Below are 12,795 nucleotides of genomic sequence, written 5' to 3' on the forward strand. Positions count from 1 at the left end.
GATGACACCGGGCTGCACGACGGCGATACGGACCTCCCCGGCGGCCTGGGGGCGCGGGGCCCACGCCGAGGCGGCCGCGGCGAGGGCGGCCACGGCGAGGATTCCCGCGCAAGCGGGGACGGCGGTGCCGGCGACGCGTGCGGTGGTGCGAGGCGCGGGGGACTGTGCGGCGGTATGGGGGGCGTGGGGCGACTGTGCGGTGGTGCCGGACGTGGGGGACTGCCCGGTGGTACGGGGGGTGGGGACCTCCGGGGCGGTGGCCGGGGCGGTGGCGCCCGTGACTCCTGGTCCCGTGCCGTCCGGCCCCGAGGCGCCGGTGCGGGATGCCGGGCCATGCGCCGCCGCCAGCCGCCCCGCCAGGGTCAGCGCCAGCAGCGCGAGGCCCACGTTCACCACCACGACCAGTGCGCTGACCAGCCACACCCCGCCCACCGACGCGAGCCGCAGCGCCGGGGCCACCTGCCACTGGCTGGAACCGAGCAGGCCCCAGGGGCCGCCCAGGTTCTCCCACGACCGTGCCAGTTCGACCATCAGCCAGCCCGAGGGCAGGACCACCAGGGACGCCGTGGCCCGCCCCGGAGACGCCGCGCCGCCGAGCAGGCGGCGGACCAGCCAGCCCCACGGCGCCCACAACAGCCCCAGCAGCGCTGCTATGACCACGGTGAAGACATGCAGGCTGGGCAGCAGCCAGTGGTGTACGGCGACCATGAAGCCCAGGCCGCCGAGCCAGCCGTCGAGCATGGCCCGCCGGGCGGTGGGAGCGGTGCGGATCAGCAGGATCCAGGGGACCAGCGCCCCGTACGCGAACCACCACAGCGACGGCGCGGGGAAGGCGAGGGCGGGGAGCGCGCCGGCCAGGGCGGCGATGCCGCCGCGCGACCAGCGTGAGGCCATGGCCCGCCGGGCGAGAGCCCCGGACCGACCCCGCCGGTCGCCGCCTTGCGTGCCGCCTCCCGTGCCGCCTCGGGTGGTGGCCGCGGTGCCGTCTCCGGTGCTGACCCCGGAGCCGTCTCCCGCGCCGTCGCCGTCGCGGTCGCCGAACTGATACATGCAGCGCCTTTCTCGATCCCGCCGCCCCGCCGGGCGTCCCAGTGTGCGCGCCCTCGGCGATCTAGAACAGGGGGTATTCGTGCTCGGCGGCACGGGGCGGGGGGAGCGGGGCGGTCCTCGGCGGAGGCCGGCCGGTTTCCGGCGGGGGTGAGTCAGTTCTGCCGGAGGCGGAGGCGGGCCGGTTCACGTGGACGGCCGGAGCGGGCCGGATCGCCTGCACGGTTGGGGTGGGGCACTTCCCGGTGGGTGGCTGGAGTGGGTCACTTCCGGGTGGGGGGAGCGAACACTCTCCGGCGGGCGGTCGGAGTGGGGCACTTCCCCGTGGGCGGCTGAGGTGGGTCACTTCCGGGCGGGCGGCTGGAGTCGAGCACTCCCCGGCGGGCGGCCGGAGTGGGTCACTTCCGGGTGGGTGGCTGGAGTGAGCATTGACCGGCGGGCGGCTGGAGTGGGTCACTTCCGGGCGGGCGGCTGGAGTCGGGCACTCCCCGGTGAGCGGCTGGAGTGGGTCACTTCCGGGTGGGCGGCCGGAGTGCGCATTACCCGGCGGGCGGCCGGAGTGGGGCACTCCCCGGTAGGCGGCTAAAGCGGGTCACCCCCCCGGTGGGCGGCCGGGATGGGCCATCCCGCGGCGGTGGGGCCGGCCCGACGGAGGAGCGGGCCATGTCGGGCAGCCATGCAGGGCTGACCGGCGGCCCGGCCCGGCCGGTCAGGACGGCCACCTGCCGCGTCAGCGCGAGCCGGATCGGATCACTTCCGGGTGGCTGCTGCCTCGCGGGCCCGCTCGCTGATCCGGCGCCACTTCTCCTCCACCGTGACCTGCCGCAGCCGCCAGCCGGCGGGGGTCCGCAGGAGCGCGAAGGAGTACCGACCGCCGCACTCGAAGTCCGGCGCCGTGGACTGCGCGTCGCCGTCGCGGTCCGGGAACCGCATGGGGTTCACATAGTCGGCCCGCACACGCGCGGTGTCGCCGACGTCCTGGTCGAGGAGGCCGAACTCCAGCTTCCGGTTGACGATGAGATGTTGGCGCATCGGGAACATCCGCATGGTCTCGGCCAGCCAGGCCGCGACCTCGGCGGCGCTTCCCGCGATACCGCCCGCCGAGCCGTAGTCGGCACGGCCCTGCGCGGCGAAGAGCCGCTCGTAGGCGCTCCAGTCGCCGTCGTCGACGGTCACCGCGTACTCGGTGATGAGGGCATCGATGGCCAAACGGTCGATCACGGCGGCCAGTTCCACGCGCTGCGTCATCGGCTCAGTGTTGGGCACGGGAGGTGCCGAGCCAAGGGGCGTGCAGGAACCGCGCCCGCCGGGTGGGCGGTGGTCCGGCGCCGAGGGTCGGCCGGGGCTGATCCGAACGACAGGCTCCAGGCGGCGCTAGGCGGCCTTCACGATCTCCGCGCGGACCGCTGCCGCCCACTCCGTCACCAGTCGCTCGTACTCGGCGCGCTGCTCGGCCGAGAGGCGTCCGCCGGCACGCAGCCACAGGCTGCGGATGCGCTCGTTCAGTTCCGCCGAAGAGCGCACGGAACCATGGGGTGGTGGGGTTAAGGGCATGCGGCCAGCCTAGGCGATACCTACGACAATCGGAACTGTCAGCTACCGCACACCTCCGCCAAGTGATCGATCGAGGCCGATCTGCCTCGGGTAGCCGCTCTCATATCGGTATGGAACGGTGGAAAGCGGCTCGATGGGTGTGACGTATCCCTGTCGAGTGCGTACGGAGCCCGCGCTGAGTTCTACCGAGAGAGGTGGCGAGATGTCGTCGAAGCGACGCCGTAAGAAGAAGGCCCGCCGCAAGCACGCGGCCAACCACGGAAGCCGCCCCCAGTCCTAGGCCCGGCCACCAGGCCGGCGTGGTCCGCCGTGGTCCGGCAGGGTGCCACCGTCCGGCGGGAAGGTGGCGCCCGTGCCGGGGTGGCGTTCGTCGCCGGGGTGACGCCCACGTGTGCCTGTATGCGCTCCGCGCAGGACGGGCGAACGCGAGGTGGCAGAGGACGAACCAGGGGTGAGTGGAGGGCGGACAGGGGGCGAACAGAGGATCGAGGTCCTCCAAAACGTCACTGCGTCTTCACCGTCCCCCACGTGGCGCATGATGATCCCTTCAGCACCTGCGCCATCCCAGGGGGATCATGCACGCCCGCTCCATCGCCGCCGCGCTCGTCGTCGGCACCAGCCTGTTCGCACTCACCGGCTGCGGCCCGGACCAGGCATCGAGCACCGGTACGAGCACCACCACCGACAAGCCCGTCGTCACCGGAGAAGCGGACGAAGGGGCGTCGGAGGAGAAGGCGGGGGACGAGGAGGCGGGGGACGAGAAGGCCGAGACCGCCGCGCTGCCGGACATGACCGGCAAGGGGCTGCAGTCCGCGCAGGACCAGGCACAGGCGGCCGGTTTCTACGGCCTCACCTCGCACGACGCGCTCGGCCGCGACCGTATGCAGGCCTTCGACCGGAACTGGAAGGTCTGCTCGCAGACCCCGAAGGCCGGGGACCACTCGACCGACACCAAGGTCGACTTCGCCGCGGTCAAGCTCGAGGAGACCTGCCCCGCCCAGGACGCGGGCGCGGAAGAGCCCCGGGCCGCGGGAGCGAAGATGCCCGACTTCACGGGCAAGGCGGTCAAGGTGGCGCGCGGGGCCCTCGACTCCGGCACCAGCATCACGGTCAATGACGCCTCGGGTCAGGACCGTTTCATCCTCATGGAGTCGAACTGGCAGGTGTGCGGCCAGGAGCCCGCCGCGGGCGCCAAGCTCGACGGCCGGCCCGTGACGCTCAGTGCGGTGAAGTTCGAGGAGTCCTGCTGACGTCATGGCGGTATAGGACACTTGTGCGCGCAACGTCACCGCCGGACGGCACCGCCGACTCCGGGCACGTAGGGACGGCGACCGGTGGTGACAGCGCCTCCGACTACAGCCCGGAGGGGGCGTGAGATCACGTGGCGGATCTGTACGGCGATTGGGCGGAGCTCGCGGCGGCGGAGGTCGACGGTGTCGACTACCGGATCCGGTCCACCGACCCGGCGGGGGCGTCCTTGGCGTCCATCGCCATCCACGGCGGCGGCATCGAGGCGGGGTCCGGTGAAATGGCCCGTGAGGTCGCCGGGACGTGGCTGCGGTACTACGAACTCGACGGAATGAAGTCCTCCGGCAACGGCGACCTGCACATCACGTCGACGAACTACGACGAGCCCCGCGCCCTCGCCCTGGTGGCGACGGCCCGCGGCTGCCTGTCCTTCCACGGCTATCAGGACGACGACCGCCTGCTCTCCACGACCGCCATCGGCGGCCGGGACACCGCACTGGCCGCCCGCGCGGCCGGCGAACTGCGGGTCGCCGGCTTCACCGTGACCGCCGCCACGGGCGACATCGCGGGCACCAACCCCGCCAACATCTGCAACAGGACGCTGTCGGGCAGCGGCGTACAACTGGAGATGAGCCAGGCCCTGCGCCGCAGCTTCTTCCCCGGCGGGGACCTCACCCGCCCGTCACGCGAGTCGGGCGCCCGCACGGAGGCCTTCTTCCGCTACGCGGCGGCCCTGCGCTCGGCCTGCACCGTCCCGGCCCCGGCCCCGGCCGCGGACCGCTCGGAACTCATCCCGCCGACTCGCCCGCGTGCGGGCTCAGGACGCCCATGCTGACCAGGACGATCAGGACGAGGCCGAGTACGACGCGGTAGTAGACGAAGGGCATGAAGCTCTTCGTGGTGATGAACTTCATGAACCAGATCATCAACCGGACTGGTTCACCGCTGTGACCTGCTGTTTCCACCATTCAACAAGTGCGGGTGGGAGAGAAATGGGAGAACCGTCAGGCAACTCCGGCCTCTCCTCCCGCAGGAACCGCTCGAAGCGCTCCTGCAACGAATCCATGATGGCCCGCTCCATACCCGTTGTCACGTTCGCATACAGGCCCTCGACGCCGGCCACCTCATGTCCCATCCGGGTCTCCGTCGCGATCCGGCTGTGACCGTCCTCGTCGATCCACTCCTTGTGGCCGTGCCGCACCAGATACAGGCGCTTCCTGGCATAGGCGGTCGCCGGAATCTCCGGCAGCGGGCGGCGCGAGGATACTTTCTGCCGCTGTCCCAGGCGTGTCCGCTCGAACTCCTGCGACGCCTTCCTGCCGTCCGCGACCGGCCGCCAGTAGTAGTAGGTGAAGTTCGCGTTCGCCAGCAGACCGCCCGTCACCGACCGGAACACGTACTCGCCATCGTGACTGCCCAGCAATAGCTCGAGCAGCGAGGCGAGAAACGGCGGGATCACCAGAGCGCGCCGGGACTCGTACTTCGGCGGGAACTCCCTGAGTTCGCCGCCCTCCCTCTGGTGCTGCCACTGCACACGCACCGCAGGCATCAGGTCCGGGCCGTACCGCTCCAGATCCTCCGCATGCCGCTCTGCCCGGTCCCGCTCCTCCGGGTCGTCCAGCGGGTCGGAGGCCGGCCAGGCGGGGTGCGTGTAGGCGCGTCGCAGGGCGTACAGCTCGGCGGGCCGCATGCCGGTGCAGGCCATCGTCCAGACGAAGACGAAACCGTCCAAACCCCAGAAGACGAGCGCGTTGCACGCCAACTGATGGACGTCCTCAATGCGCATCTCACGCTTGCGCTCGCGCGGCTTTTTCGTGTACTTCCCGCGGCGGGCGCGCTTGCCTTTCGGGACCGGCGAGGCGGCGCGCAGGCCGTCGTCGACGGCGTCGTCCATGAGCATGGAGAAGACGGTGAGGATCTCCTCACCGTATTTGTCGCCGACGTTGGGCTTCGCCTTGAGCTGGATCTTCCAGGCCCGGTAGGCGGAGGGCTTGATGTCTCCGACCGCGGTATCGCCCCAGCGGGGCACGATGTACAGGCGCAGCATGGACCGGATCGCCTTGTCGCGCAGGTGCCCGACGTCGAGAGTCTCTGGCCAGGTGCGGCAGTAGTCCCGCATGAGGAGGGAGCCGTCCCGCTTGCTGACGTAGCGGTCGTTGCGGATGTCCGCCTCGCGGTCGAGACCGTAGTTCTTGGCAACGACTTCGTCGGTGAATCCGCCCTGCTGGTCGTAGATCCACTTGCCGCGTTCATCTTTGGCGCCGGTGTTCCACACGACTCGGCAGGTGTTTCCGCGCCACTCGACGTAGGCCATGTTCGCCCCCTGGTCTTGCGTTGCGGTGACCGGCTGGCACCCCTGCCGCCGGCCCTCCGCTGCTCCTGTCCTACGACCCTTGGCTGCCTATGACGCAGTTCTGGCAGTCGGCGCAGGAGCCTCCTTGACGCTCTATCAGGCTACGTACTTTGCGTCGCGCTTGTGCGTCGTACTTAACCTTCGGCGTCGCAACACACACGACCTTCCCAGCCACCTGGCCATGGAATCCGAAGAATCCGGGGCCCAGGTCGACCACGAGCAGTTCGTGCATGGGCTCCCCCTTTCGGGTGCGAGGGAACCTCCCAAGTAGTTGAAGATGCTGCCATGTTGACGGGCGGTTGTGACCAGGTTCGTCCAGAGTGGCGCTCGTTCTTAGGTAACGAATCGGTGTATGGAAAAGGTTGTGCCGCAGATCTGATCAATCTTGTTCAATTCCGCGCTCCTTCCACCGCTGCATAACCTCCTCCACCGCCCGCTGCTTGAGGGCGCGGATCTGGGCGGCGCTGAGATCGTCGCCGACCGCGATAGCGGCGTTCTGCACGGCGTCGCCGACGTCCTTCGCCAGGTCTTCGGCTCGGACCGGTGAGATGGTGCCCGCCTCGTCCCGCTCTATGAGGGTGGCTGCGGCGGCGCCGTCGAGGATGTGGATGCAGCTGCCGGGCGCCCAGCCGAGGACGGCTTCGACCTTGCCGTAGGTGGTCAGGCGCACCGGCTTGGCGTCTTCGATCTTGCTGTACGTGTTGATCTGCAATTCCGCGGCCCTGGCTACGTCGATCTTGTTGTGTCCGAGGTCGACGCGGCGCTGGATGACTGCGGTCGCAAGCCGCTGCAGCGCGGCTGCGTCGTAGGGGGGTGGCATGACCCACATCATCGCAGGAGCTCGTAGGAACAGCTAGGAACACTCAGCTATCTGGCTGGAACCTTGACGATTCCGTGTCGTGGCGCGAGCCGCTCGGGCAAAAAAATGCGCGTTTCTACATGTTACTGCGCGGTACTAGTAGCGTTAACGCGTAGAAACGCGTAGCTTCAGTGCATGGAAAGACCCCCAGCCACCTACCAGGTGCACGGGCCATCACTCCGAAGACGGCGCATGAGTCAGGGCCACTCAGTCCAAGCAGTCGCTGACGCGGCAGGCATCTCACGCAGCTACCTGCAACGGCTCGAAACAGGCACCCGGGAGTGCATGGGGCCTGAGCGCTACATACGGCTCCGCACCGCCCTCAACGCCACAGACGACCAGATCCTCGCCCGAACAGTGGGCGACCCAGAAGAGAGGTGATCATGTCCACCCCCACCGCCGGCAGCAACGACACCGCGACAGCCGACACCGAGACGATGATGCGACGCGACGGCTACCTGCCACCGGACGAAGCCGCCGCTGACCTCGGCTGCGGCAAGCGCTGGCTCCTCGACGGACTCAACCACCACGGCTTCCCCCACACCCGCATGGGCCGGGCGAAGTGGCTCAGCCCCGAGGACCGCGAAGAGATCCGCAAGCTCTGCCGCGTCCCCGCCGAGCCCGCCAAGATCACGCGCCTTCGCAAGGGCATCTGCAAGCCCGCCAAGTCCGCCGCCTGACGGCGATGCGGCCCCACCCGCCGGGCTTCCACACACCGGCAGACGGGGCCTCCGAGGAACTCCCTCACCTGCAATCCACCTGCAAGAGAAAGAAGGACCCCGTGTCCCCATCATCGTCTGAGTCCCGCGAGGTCGTGAAACTCGACCTGTCCGCCGGCTCCATCCACACCACTCTGATCGACGACGAACCGCGCGTGCTACTCAAGCCCGCCATCGAGTCGCTGGGCCTCGACTACTCGACGCAGCTCGCCAAGCTGAAGACTCGCTCCTGGGCCTCCGTGGGGCAGAGCCCCATGCAGCTGCCGGGTGACACCCAGACGCGCCTCCACTCGACGGCCACGGTCCGTACCTTTCTGATGCTGCTGGCCACCATCAACGAGAACCGGGTCAAGGTCGAGGCCCGCCCGACGCTGGTCGCGTTCCAGAACGAGACCGCGGATGCCATCGAGGCGTACTGGACGCAGGGCGGCACCATCAACCCGCGTGCCACGGAGGACCAGCTCGACTCGCTGATCTCGCGGGCGAAGCAGCAGGCCGAGGTGCTGTCGATCCTGGCGCCGATCGTCTCGCCGGGGTGGCTGGAGACGAAGGGCCGCCTGGTGGCCGCCCGCGCGCTGGGCGAGGAGCCGGACGTCGACCCGATGGACGTGCCGCTGTACGTGCCGGACTTCCTCAAGGGCAAGGGCCTGAAGCGCAAGGACATCGAGTCGGCGCAGTCCTGGTTCGGCCGGCGTGCCGCGGCGATCTGGAAGGGCCGCACGGGCGAGGACATCGGAACCCGGCAGGCGGATCTGCCGAACGGTTCGGTGCGGGAGACGAAGGCGTGGACGGCCCGGCACCTGCCGGTGTTCGAGGAGACCTGGGACCGCTACTACGCCGCCCAGTACCCGCAGCAGGAAACGCTCGGCGGTGCGGCATGAGTGACCTGACGGACTTCGAGGCGATCGTCGCTGTCCAGCCTGAGTTGGTGATGACTCCGTTGCAGGCGATGTTCGCCGAGGCGGACGAGGAGCTGAGGGCTGAACGCCCGGAAGGCTTCGAGGTGCACGAGATCGTCGAACGGGCGTTCTTCCACCTTCCCGTGGCTGAGCATGAGGCGGCGCGGCGTGAGCTTGGCACCGTGTACTGGGAGGCGCGCATCGCCGACGAGCAGATGCTGGCCCACGCCGCCGAGTTGCAGGCGCAGCGCCGGGAGCTCCGCCGCCTCTTCGGCCGGTACGAGGATCTCGCCGAGTCTGGGGCACCGGTGCCGTATGAGCTGCTGCTGAGCATCGTCAAGCTGGCCCTCCCGCTGACGGGGAGCGCGTCATGAGCGCCCGCGAGAACCTCATCGGCTTCTGCCTGGTAGCCCTGCCGAACGAGCCGGGCTTCGCGAGGGCTGAGCGGCTGGCTGACGCCTACCGCGCCGAGGTGCTGCGTGAGGTGTACGCCGCGATCCAGGACCCGCAGCAGCGGGCTGCCGTTGGCGGCGGTCTGGGCTGGGAGACGGCCCGCGACGTCGTCCACAACCTGCTCCGCAAGACCGAGGGCGGTGACCAGCGATGACCGACCGCCTGACACCGCAGCGCGAAACCGAAATCCGCAAGCACATCGCCGAGCTGATCTACCCCACCTACGGGCAGCGCGACACGGAGCGGACTCTCGCTATCGCCGACGCTGTGATGCCCGCCGTGCGCGCCGGAGTCGCCGCCGAGCTGGCTGCGGTCCGCGCCGAACGCGACGAGGCACGGGCTCGGGTGCGGGAGCTGAAGCGCCCGGCCGTCGAGGCGCACCGCAACGAGATCCGCCGGTCCTACGCCGAACTCGCCGTCACCGCCCGCGAGGACCGCGACTACGAGGGTGCCTTCAACGTCGAGTGCCAGCTCCGTGAGCGCGAGGAGCAGTGGAAGCGCGAAGACGAGGAGGCCACATCATGACCGCGAATCCGATCGTGGACGTCGAGAGCGACGCGAAGGCCGTTGCACTGGCCGAGGCGTACCGGCATCAGCCGGAGCCGCTGGAGGCCGAGTTCGCGGCCCTGGCCTGCGCCCACCCCGAGGCGTGCGCCTGCGAGGACGACCCTGGCTGGGCGGCGTTCATCGCCCGCCAGACCGCACTCAACAACCTGTGGCGTCAGGCGGCCCGGTTCAACGCCGCGAACCCGGTCGGCACCCCCGTGATCGCCTACCCCGGCTGCCGGCCCGAGGACCACCCCGGCGATGAGCACCTCGTCACGACGACCCGCAGCCGGGCCACCGTCCTCAGCGGCCACACCCCGGTCGTCTGGGTGAACGGCCACTCCGCCTGCATCGCCCTCACCCACATCGACGTGCGCCCCGGAGGTGCTTCGTGAGCAGCAGTCTTCGCACCACCTGGACGCCCGACGGCCAGATCGAATCGATGGGCAGCACCGACGGCCACCTCTACCTGTACCCGGGCAATCTTGCCGGGGACCAGATCGTCATCGCGCCGCCGAAGAACATGCCGCCCGAGCAGATGCTGGCCGTCGCCAACCGCGTGCTCGCCGGCGTGCAGCGGTGGCGAGACACGGTCGCACAGCACGCCGAGCGGGCACGCACCACCGCCGACGAGCTCGCCGAAGCCCGCGCTGAGATCACACGCCTCCGGGCCGAGACCAAGGACGGAGACGAATCATGACCGCACGGATCATCGGTGGCCTTCTCTACGACCTGGATGACGGCCCGGTGGGCACGGACTTCGGGCGGGGCTTCGACGGCAGGCCGGAGCAGCGACTCGTCCTCGGTGACGAGCAAGGCAGCGACAAGCTGTCGATCTCCCTCACCACCACATCGCTCGCAGGAATCGACGACCTCATCGAAGCCCTCCATCGCATCCGCGACATCAAGACCCAGCAGAGGCGACTCTCGGAGGTGGCGGCATGAAGTGCGGAGAGCTGAGGCCGGAGAGCAGCTACCAGAGGTGCGACCGCGACCTGCAGCACGTCGGTCCGCACGAGTACCTCGGCCAGAAGTGGCAGCGGATCGTGCCCGAACTGCCCGACCCGGATGTCGAGTCGCTCCTCGAAGAGACGCTGCCCGCCAACGCGTGGGGCATCAACGAACGGCGCTTCCCGATCATCGTCACGGAGACGATCGTGCGGGTTCTGTGGGTCGACGCCGAGACCGAGGACGAAGCCCTCGCCTACTGGGCCGACGACTGGACCGACATCCCCCTCAAGGACGCCGACGTCATCGACGGATCACTCGACTTCGAACGCCCCGACGAGTACCAGCGGCAGGAAGCGTTCGAAGCGAGGGGCCACAGGCGACACGTCGGGCCTGAGATCGCCTGCCCCGACTGCGGCAAGACGTCCTTCCGCCGGGCCTGGTTCCACAACCCGTACCGCAAGTGCCACGGCCCGATCGTGTGGAGGACGACCGTCGGCCGTCCGATGCGCGACTGGCAGCAGACCCCCGTGGGTGGCACCGACAGCACGAAGGCGGTGGCGTGATGACCGCGATCCTGCCCGAGCGGCCCACCGCCCTCGACAACCTGCCGCCCATGCCTGCAACCGCACCGCCAGTCATCCTGCCCGGCCTCCTCGCCGCCGTCGGCGTCGTCGAACGGCCCGTGCCCCGCTGGATCACCGACCCCGACCTCATCCGGTCGATCCTCGACGGCCACGTCGACATCCCCGACGAACTCAACCCGCAGGGGGCGTGATGAGCCAGCTCAGCGAACGACAGACACGCCTCCTCGAAGCCCTCAAAGCCGAAGGCGGGGTCATCAGGGCGAGCCGCGTGCACGACCTGAACCGCGGCCTTGGCGCCCCGAAACGCACCACCGCCCGCCACGACCTCGCCGCCCTCCGCAAGCGGGGCCTGCTCATCCAGGGCGGAGCGGAAGACGGCCGCTTCTACCTCCTCACCCGGAAGGTCACGACATGAGCCCTGATCTGACCGTCCTCGCCTGCGGCCTGCTGTTCCTCCTCGGCGTCGAGGCCACCGCCATCTCCGCCCGCACCACCCCGCAACCTGCGCCCGGACGGCCCGAACGCGACACCAGCCGCACACCCGTCGCCCACCCCCGGCCCGGCATCCGCGACCTCGCCAAGAAGAAGGAGACGTCGTGAGCCTCATCCACCGGCCGAAGACAGGCAAACACCGGGTCGGCGACCGCATCGCCGCCCTGGAACAGCAGGTCGCCGCACTCCGAGCCGACAACACCAAGCTCCTCAACTTCAAGGCCGCCGCCGACGACTACTTCATGCTCCTCGTCGACGACCGCCAGCACGTGTACGACGCCTGGCAGGCCGAAGGACACAAGCGCACCGAAGCCGAGATCGTCACCGCCCCGCCGATGCACCGCGACACCACCGCGGTCGAGGACCAGGCCACCGCACCCATCGACGTCCGGCCCCTCTGGGACGCCCACCGCCCCCGGCAGGCGAGCTGGGGCCGCGCGGAGGATGACACCCTGCCGCTCCCGGCCGTGAGGGAGGCGTCGTGAAAATCACCGCACGGCGGCCTCTCAGCGGAAACAGCACCACGACGGCCTGGGGACGCGTCATCGGCGGGCGCCGCTACTGGTTCGAGGCGACCCCGTTCGAGATCAAAGTATTCCGGCTAGACCAGAAGAGCGGCAGCCTCGTGCACCACTGGCGACACATGCCGGACACGGTCGGCGAGTACGACCGTTACGACCCGGCAACTCGCCCCCGCCCGGGTGAGATCGCATGGGCCAAGCACTGGGACCACAAGACCACAGAGCTCCTGTACGTCACGGGCTGCCGCGTGTGCGGCGACGTAGCCGAGGTGACACGCCAGCAGCTCATCGCCCGCCACGGAGACCCCTACGGAACAGGTGGCTGCGCTGGCACAGGCACCGCAGCCACCCTCGAGGCAGCCCTGGTACGGGACAGCCAGCTCTCCCCAATGGAGAAGATCGTGAGCTCCCGGCTCTTCCACTACCTGATCTCGTGCCGCGGCTTCGACAGCATCACCGGCGAAGAATGCCATCACCCGATCTGTGACAGCAGCCGACAGGCCGGGATGGCCTGGACGCTCTCGGGCTGGCGGAAGGTCGAAGAGCCCGCCCTGTTCTGAACCGGCACC

At 69.6% G+C, this 12,795-nt stretch carries 21 protein-coding genes and 2 pseudogenes; 17 read left to right on the top strand and 6 right to left on the bottom strand.

The genetic code is table 11. The features are described 5' to 3' along the window. From RIF68_RS00005 to RIF68_RS00015, 3 genes and pseudogenes are all read right to left on the bottom strand, one after another. Positions 1–894 (bottom strand): annotated as a pseudogene (locus RIF68_RS00005) (hypothetical protein); the annotation flags it as partial. A 903-nt stretch (positions 895–1,797) separates the two neighbouring features. Then, positions 1,798–2,295 (bottom strand): nuclear transport factor 2 family protein, encoded by a 498-nt coding sequence (locus tag RIF68_RS00010; protein WP_076687220.1) that lies wholly within the window; start codon positions 2,293–2,295, stop codon positions 1,798–1,800. A gap of 126 nt (positions 2,296–2,421) precedes the next feature. Further along, the gene (locus RIF68_RS00015) at positions 2,422–2,601 is read right to left on the bottom strand and encodes a hypothetical protein (protein WP_076687221.1); all 180 of its coding nucleotides are present in this window, start codon (positions 2,599–2,601) and stop codon (positions 2,422–2,424) included. Between the two features lie 575 nt (positions 2,602–3,176). Between RIF68_RS00015 and RIF68_RS00020 the strand changes: the two genes are divergently transcribed. Continuing rightward, entirely contained in the window at positions 3,177–3,851 is a 675-nt protein-coding gene (locus RIF68_RS00020) for a PASTA domain-containing protein (protein ID WP_076687222.1), read from the top strand. Positions 3,852–3,982: 131 nt separating this feature from the next. Continuing rightward, the gene (locus tag RIF68_RS00025) at positions 3,983–4,684 is read left to right on the top strand and encodes a poly-gamma-glutamate hydrolase family protein (RefSeq protein ID WP_309049021.1); all 702 of its coding nucleotides are present in this window, start codon (positions 3,983–3,985) and stop codon (positions 4,682–4,684) included. On the opposite strand, the pseudogene RIF68_RS00030 reads toward RIF68_RS00025, so the two are convergent. The 3 genes and pseudogenes from RIF68_RS00030 to RIF68_RS00040 form a co-directional block, all read right to left on the bottom strand. Continuing rightward, positions 4,638–4,778 (bottom strand): annotated as a pseudogene (locus RIF68_RS00030) (undecaprenyl-diphosphatase); the annotation flags it as partial. The gene RIF68_RS00025 and the pseudogene RIF68_RS00030 sit on opposite strands and share 47 nt — an antisense overlap. After that, positions 4,775–6,163, bottom strand: coding sequence for an integrase (locus RIF68_RS00035; RefSeq protein ID WP_309049022.1), 1,389 nt, complete (start codon positions 6,161–6,163; stop codon positions 4,775–4,777). The pseudogene RIF68_RS00030 and the gene RIF68_RS00035, both read right to left, overlap by 4 nt. A 418-nt stretch (positions 6,164–6,581) precedes the next feature. Further along, positions 6,582–7,022, bottom strand: coding sequence for a hypothetical protein (locus RIF68_RS00040; protein WP_309049023.1), 441 nt, complete (start codon positions 7,020–7,022; stop codon positions 6,582–6,584). Positions 7,023–7,196: 174 nt separating this feature from the next. Between RIF68_RS00040 and RIF68_RS00045 the strand changes: the two genes are divergently transcribed. The 15 genes from RIF68_RS00045 (at position 7,197) to RIF68_RS00115 (ending at position 12,786) form a co-directional block, all read left to right on the top strand. Beyond that, positions 7,197–7,442 carry a helix-turn-helix transcriptional regulator gene (locus tag RIF68_RS00045; RefSeq protein WP_309049024.1) on the top strand — a complete coding sequence of 82 codons (246 nt, stop codon included), beginning with the start codon at positions 7,197–7,199 and terminating at the stop codon, positions 7,440–7,442. A gap of 2 nt (positions 7,443–7,444) precedes the next feature. Next, a complete protein-coding gene (locus RIF68_RS00050) occupies positions 7,445–7,741 on the top strand; it encodes a hypothetical protein (RefSeq protein WP_309049025.1) in 297 nt (98 codons plus the stop codon). Positions 7,742–7,842: 101 nt separating this feature from the next. After that, the gene (locus tag RIF68_RS00055; RefSeq protein ID WP_309049026.1) at positions 7,843–8,661 is read left to right on the top strand and encodes a phage antirepressor N-terminal domain-containing protein; all 819 of its coding nucleotides are present in this window, start codon (positions 7,843–7,845) and stop codon (positions 8,659–8,661) included. After that, the gene (locus RIF68_RS00060) at positions 8,658–9,053 is read left to right on the top strand and encodes a hypothetical protein (protein WP_309049027.1); all 396 of its coding nucleotides are present in this window, start codon (positions 8,658–8,660) and stop codon (positions 9,051–9,053) included. Before RIF68_RS00055 ends, RIF68_RS00060 begins: the two co-directional genes overlap by 4 nt. Next, positions 9,050–9,286 carry a hypothetical protein gene (locus RIF68_RS00065; protein WP_309049028.1) on the top strand — a complete coding sequence of 79 codons (237 nt, stop codon included), beginning with the start codon at positions 9,050–9,052 and terminating at the stop codon, positions 9,284–9,286. The genes RIF68_RS00060 and RIF68_RS00065 overlap by 4 nt, the downstream gene beginning before the upstream one ends. Continuing rightward, complete coding sequence (locus RIF68_RS00070) at positions 9,283–9,657, top strand: hypothetical protein (protein WP_309049029.1); 375 nt, start codon at positions 9,283–9,285, stop codon at positions 9,655–9,657. Before RIF68_RS00065 ends, RIF68_RS00070 begins: the two co-directional genes overlap by 4 nt. Then, the gene (locus RIF68_RS00075; protein ID WP_309049030.1) at positions 9,654–10,073 is read left to right on the top strand and encodes a hypothetical protein; all 420 of its coding nucleotides are present in this window, start codon (positions 9,654–9,656) and stop codon (positions 10,071–10,073) included. The genes RIF68_RS00070 and RIF68_RS00075 overlap by 4 nt, the downstream gene beginning before the upstream one ends. Continuing rightward, on the top strand, positions 10,070–10,378 hold the full coding sequence (locus RIF68_RS00080) for a hypothetical protein (RefSeq protein ID WP_309049031.1): 309 nt from the start codon (positions 10,070–10,072) through the stop codon (positions 10,376–10,378). The genes RIF68_RS00075 and RIF68_RS00080 overlap by 4 nt, the downstream gene beginning before the upstream one ends. After that, complete coding sequence (locus RIF68_RS00085; protein ID WP_309049032.1) at positions 10,375–10,623, top strand: hypothetical protein; 249 nt, start codon at positions 10,375–10,377, stop codon at positions 10,621–10,623. The genes RIF68_RS00080 and RIF68_RS00085 overlap by 4 nt, the downstream gene beginning before the upstream one ends. Continuing rightward, positions 10,620–11,192 carry a hypothetical protein gene (locus tag RIF68_RS00090; protein WP_309049033.1) on the top strand — a complete coding sequence of 191 codons (573 nt, stop codon included), beginning with the start codon at positions 10,620–10,622 and terminating at the stop codon, positions 11,190–11,192. The genes RIF68_RS00085 and RIF68_RS00090 overlap by 4 nt, the downstream gene beginning before the upstream one ends. Further along, positions 11,189–11,404, top strand: coding sequence for a hypothetical protein (locus RIF68_RS00095; protein WP_309049034.1), 216 nt, complete (start codon positions 11,189–11,191; stop codon positions 11,402–11,404). The genes RIF68_RS00090 and RIF68_RS00095 overlap by 4 nt, the downstream gene beginning before the upstream one ends. Then, on the top strand, positions 11,404–11,628 hold the full coding sequence (locus RIF68_RS00100) for a hypothetical protein (RefSeq protein WP_309049035.1): 225 nt from the start codon (positions 11,404–11,406) through the stop codon (positions 11,626–11,628). The genes RIF68_RS00095 and RIF68_RS00100 overlap by 1 nt, the downstream gene beginning before the upstream one ends. Then, entirely contained in the window at positions 11,625–11,813 is a 189-nt protein-coding gene (locus RIF68_RS00105; RefSeq protein ID WP_309049036.1) for a hypothetical protein, read from the top strand. The genes RIF68_RS00100 and RIF68_RS00105 overlap by 4 nt, the downstream gene beginning before the upstream one ends. Continuing rightward, the gene (locus RIF68_RS00110; RefSeq protein ID WP_309049037.1) at positions 11,810–12,190 is read left to right on the top strand and encodes a hypothetical protein; all 381 of its coding nucleotides are present in this window, start codon (positions 11,810–11,812) and stop codon (positions 12,188–12,190) included. Before RIF68_RS00105 ends, RIF68_RS00110 begins: the two co-directional genes overlap by 4 nt. Next, entirely contained in the window at positions 12,187–12,786 is a 600-nt protein-coding gene (locus RIF68_RS00115; RefSeq protein WP_309049038.1) for a hypothetical protein, read from the top strand. Before RIF68_RS00110 ends, RIF68_RS00115 begins: the two co-directional genes overlap by 4 nt. Positions 12,787–12,795 lie beyond the last annotated feature (9 nt).

The organism is Streptomyces sp. (assembly GCF_031178505.1).
Classification (GTDB): Bacteria; Actinomycetota; Actinomycetes; order Streptomycetales; family Streptomycetaceae; genus Streptomyces; species Streptomyces gulbargensis.

What these genes read in the sequence shown, in the direction of transcription:
- RIF68_RS00065 (WP_309049028.1), top strand. Translation starts at nt 9,050, where the DNA reads ATGAGCGCCCGCGAGAACCTCATCGGCTTCTGCCTGGTAGCCCTGCCG.
- RIF68_RS00090 (WP_309049033.1), top strand. Translation starts at nt 10,620, where the DNA reads ATGAAGTGCGGAGAGCTGAGGCCGGAGAGCAGCTACCAGAGGTGCGAC.
- RIF68_RS00085 (WP_309049032.1), top strand. Translation starts at nt 10,375, where the DNA reads ATGACCGCACGGATCATCGGTGGCCTTCTCTACGACCTGGATGACGGC.
- RIF68_RS00075 (WP_309049030.1), top strand. Translation starts at nt 9,654, where the DNA reads ATGACCGCGAATCCGATCGTGGACGTCGAGAGCGACGCGAAGGCCGTT.
- RIF68_RS00035 (WP_309049022.1), bottom strand. Translation starts at nt 6,163, where the DNA reads ATGGCCTACGTCGAGTGGCGCGGAAACACCTGCCGAGTCGTGTGGAAC.
- RIF68_RS00050 (WP_309049025.1), top strand. Translation starts at nt 7,445, where the DNA reads ATGTCCACCCCCACCGCCGGCAGCAACGACACCGCGACAGCCGACACC.
- RIF68_RS00060 (WP_309049027.1), top strand. Translation starts at nt 8,658, where the DNA reads ATGAGTGACCTGACGGACTTCGAGGCGATCGTCGCTGTCCAGCCTGAG.
- RIF68_RS00100 (WP_309049035.1), top strand. Translation starts at nt 11,404, where the DNA reads ATGAGCCAGCTCAGCGAACGACAGACACGCCTCCTCGAAGCCCTCAAA.
- RIF68_RS00010 (WP_076687220.1), bottom strand. Translation starts at nt 2,295, where the DNA reads ATGACGCAGCGCGTGGAACTGGCCGCCGTGATCGACCGTTTGGCCATC.
- RIF68_RS00040 (WP_309049023.1), bottom strand. Translation starts at nt 7,022, where the DNA reads ATGCCACCCCCCTACGACGCAGCCGCGCTGCAGCGGCTTGCGACCGCA.
- RIF68_RS00020 (WP_076687222.1), top strand. Translation starts at nt 3,177, where the DNA reads ATGCACGCCCGCTCCATCGCCGCCGCGCTCGTCGTCGGCACCAGCCTG.
- RIF68_RS00045 (WP_309049024.1), top strand. Translation starts at nt 7,197, where the DNA reads ATGGAAAGACCCCCAGCCACCTACCAGGTGCACGGGCCATCACTCCGA.
- RIF68_RS00070 (WP_309049029.1), top strand. Translation starts at nt 9,283, where the DNA reads ATGACCGACCGCCTGACACCGCAGCGCGAAACCGAAATCCGCAAGCAC.
- RIF68_RS00015 (WP_076687221.1), bottom strand. Translation starts at nt 2,601, where the DNA reads ATGCCCTTAACCCCACCACCCCATGGTTCCGTGCGCTCTTCGGCGGAA.
- RIF68_RS00105 (WP_309049036.1), top strand. Translation starts at nt 11,625, where the DNA reads ATGAGCCCTGATCTGACCGTCCTCGCCTGCGGCCTGCTGTTCCTCCTC.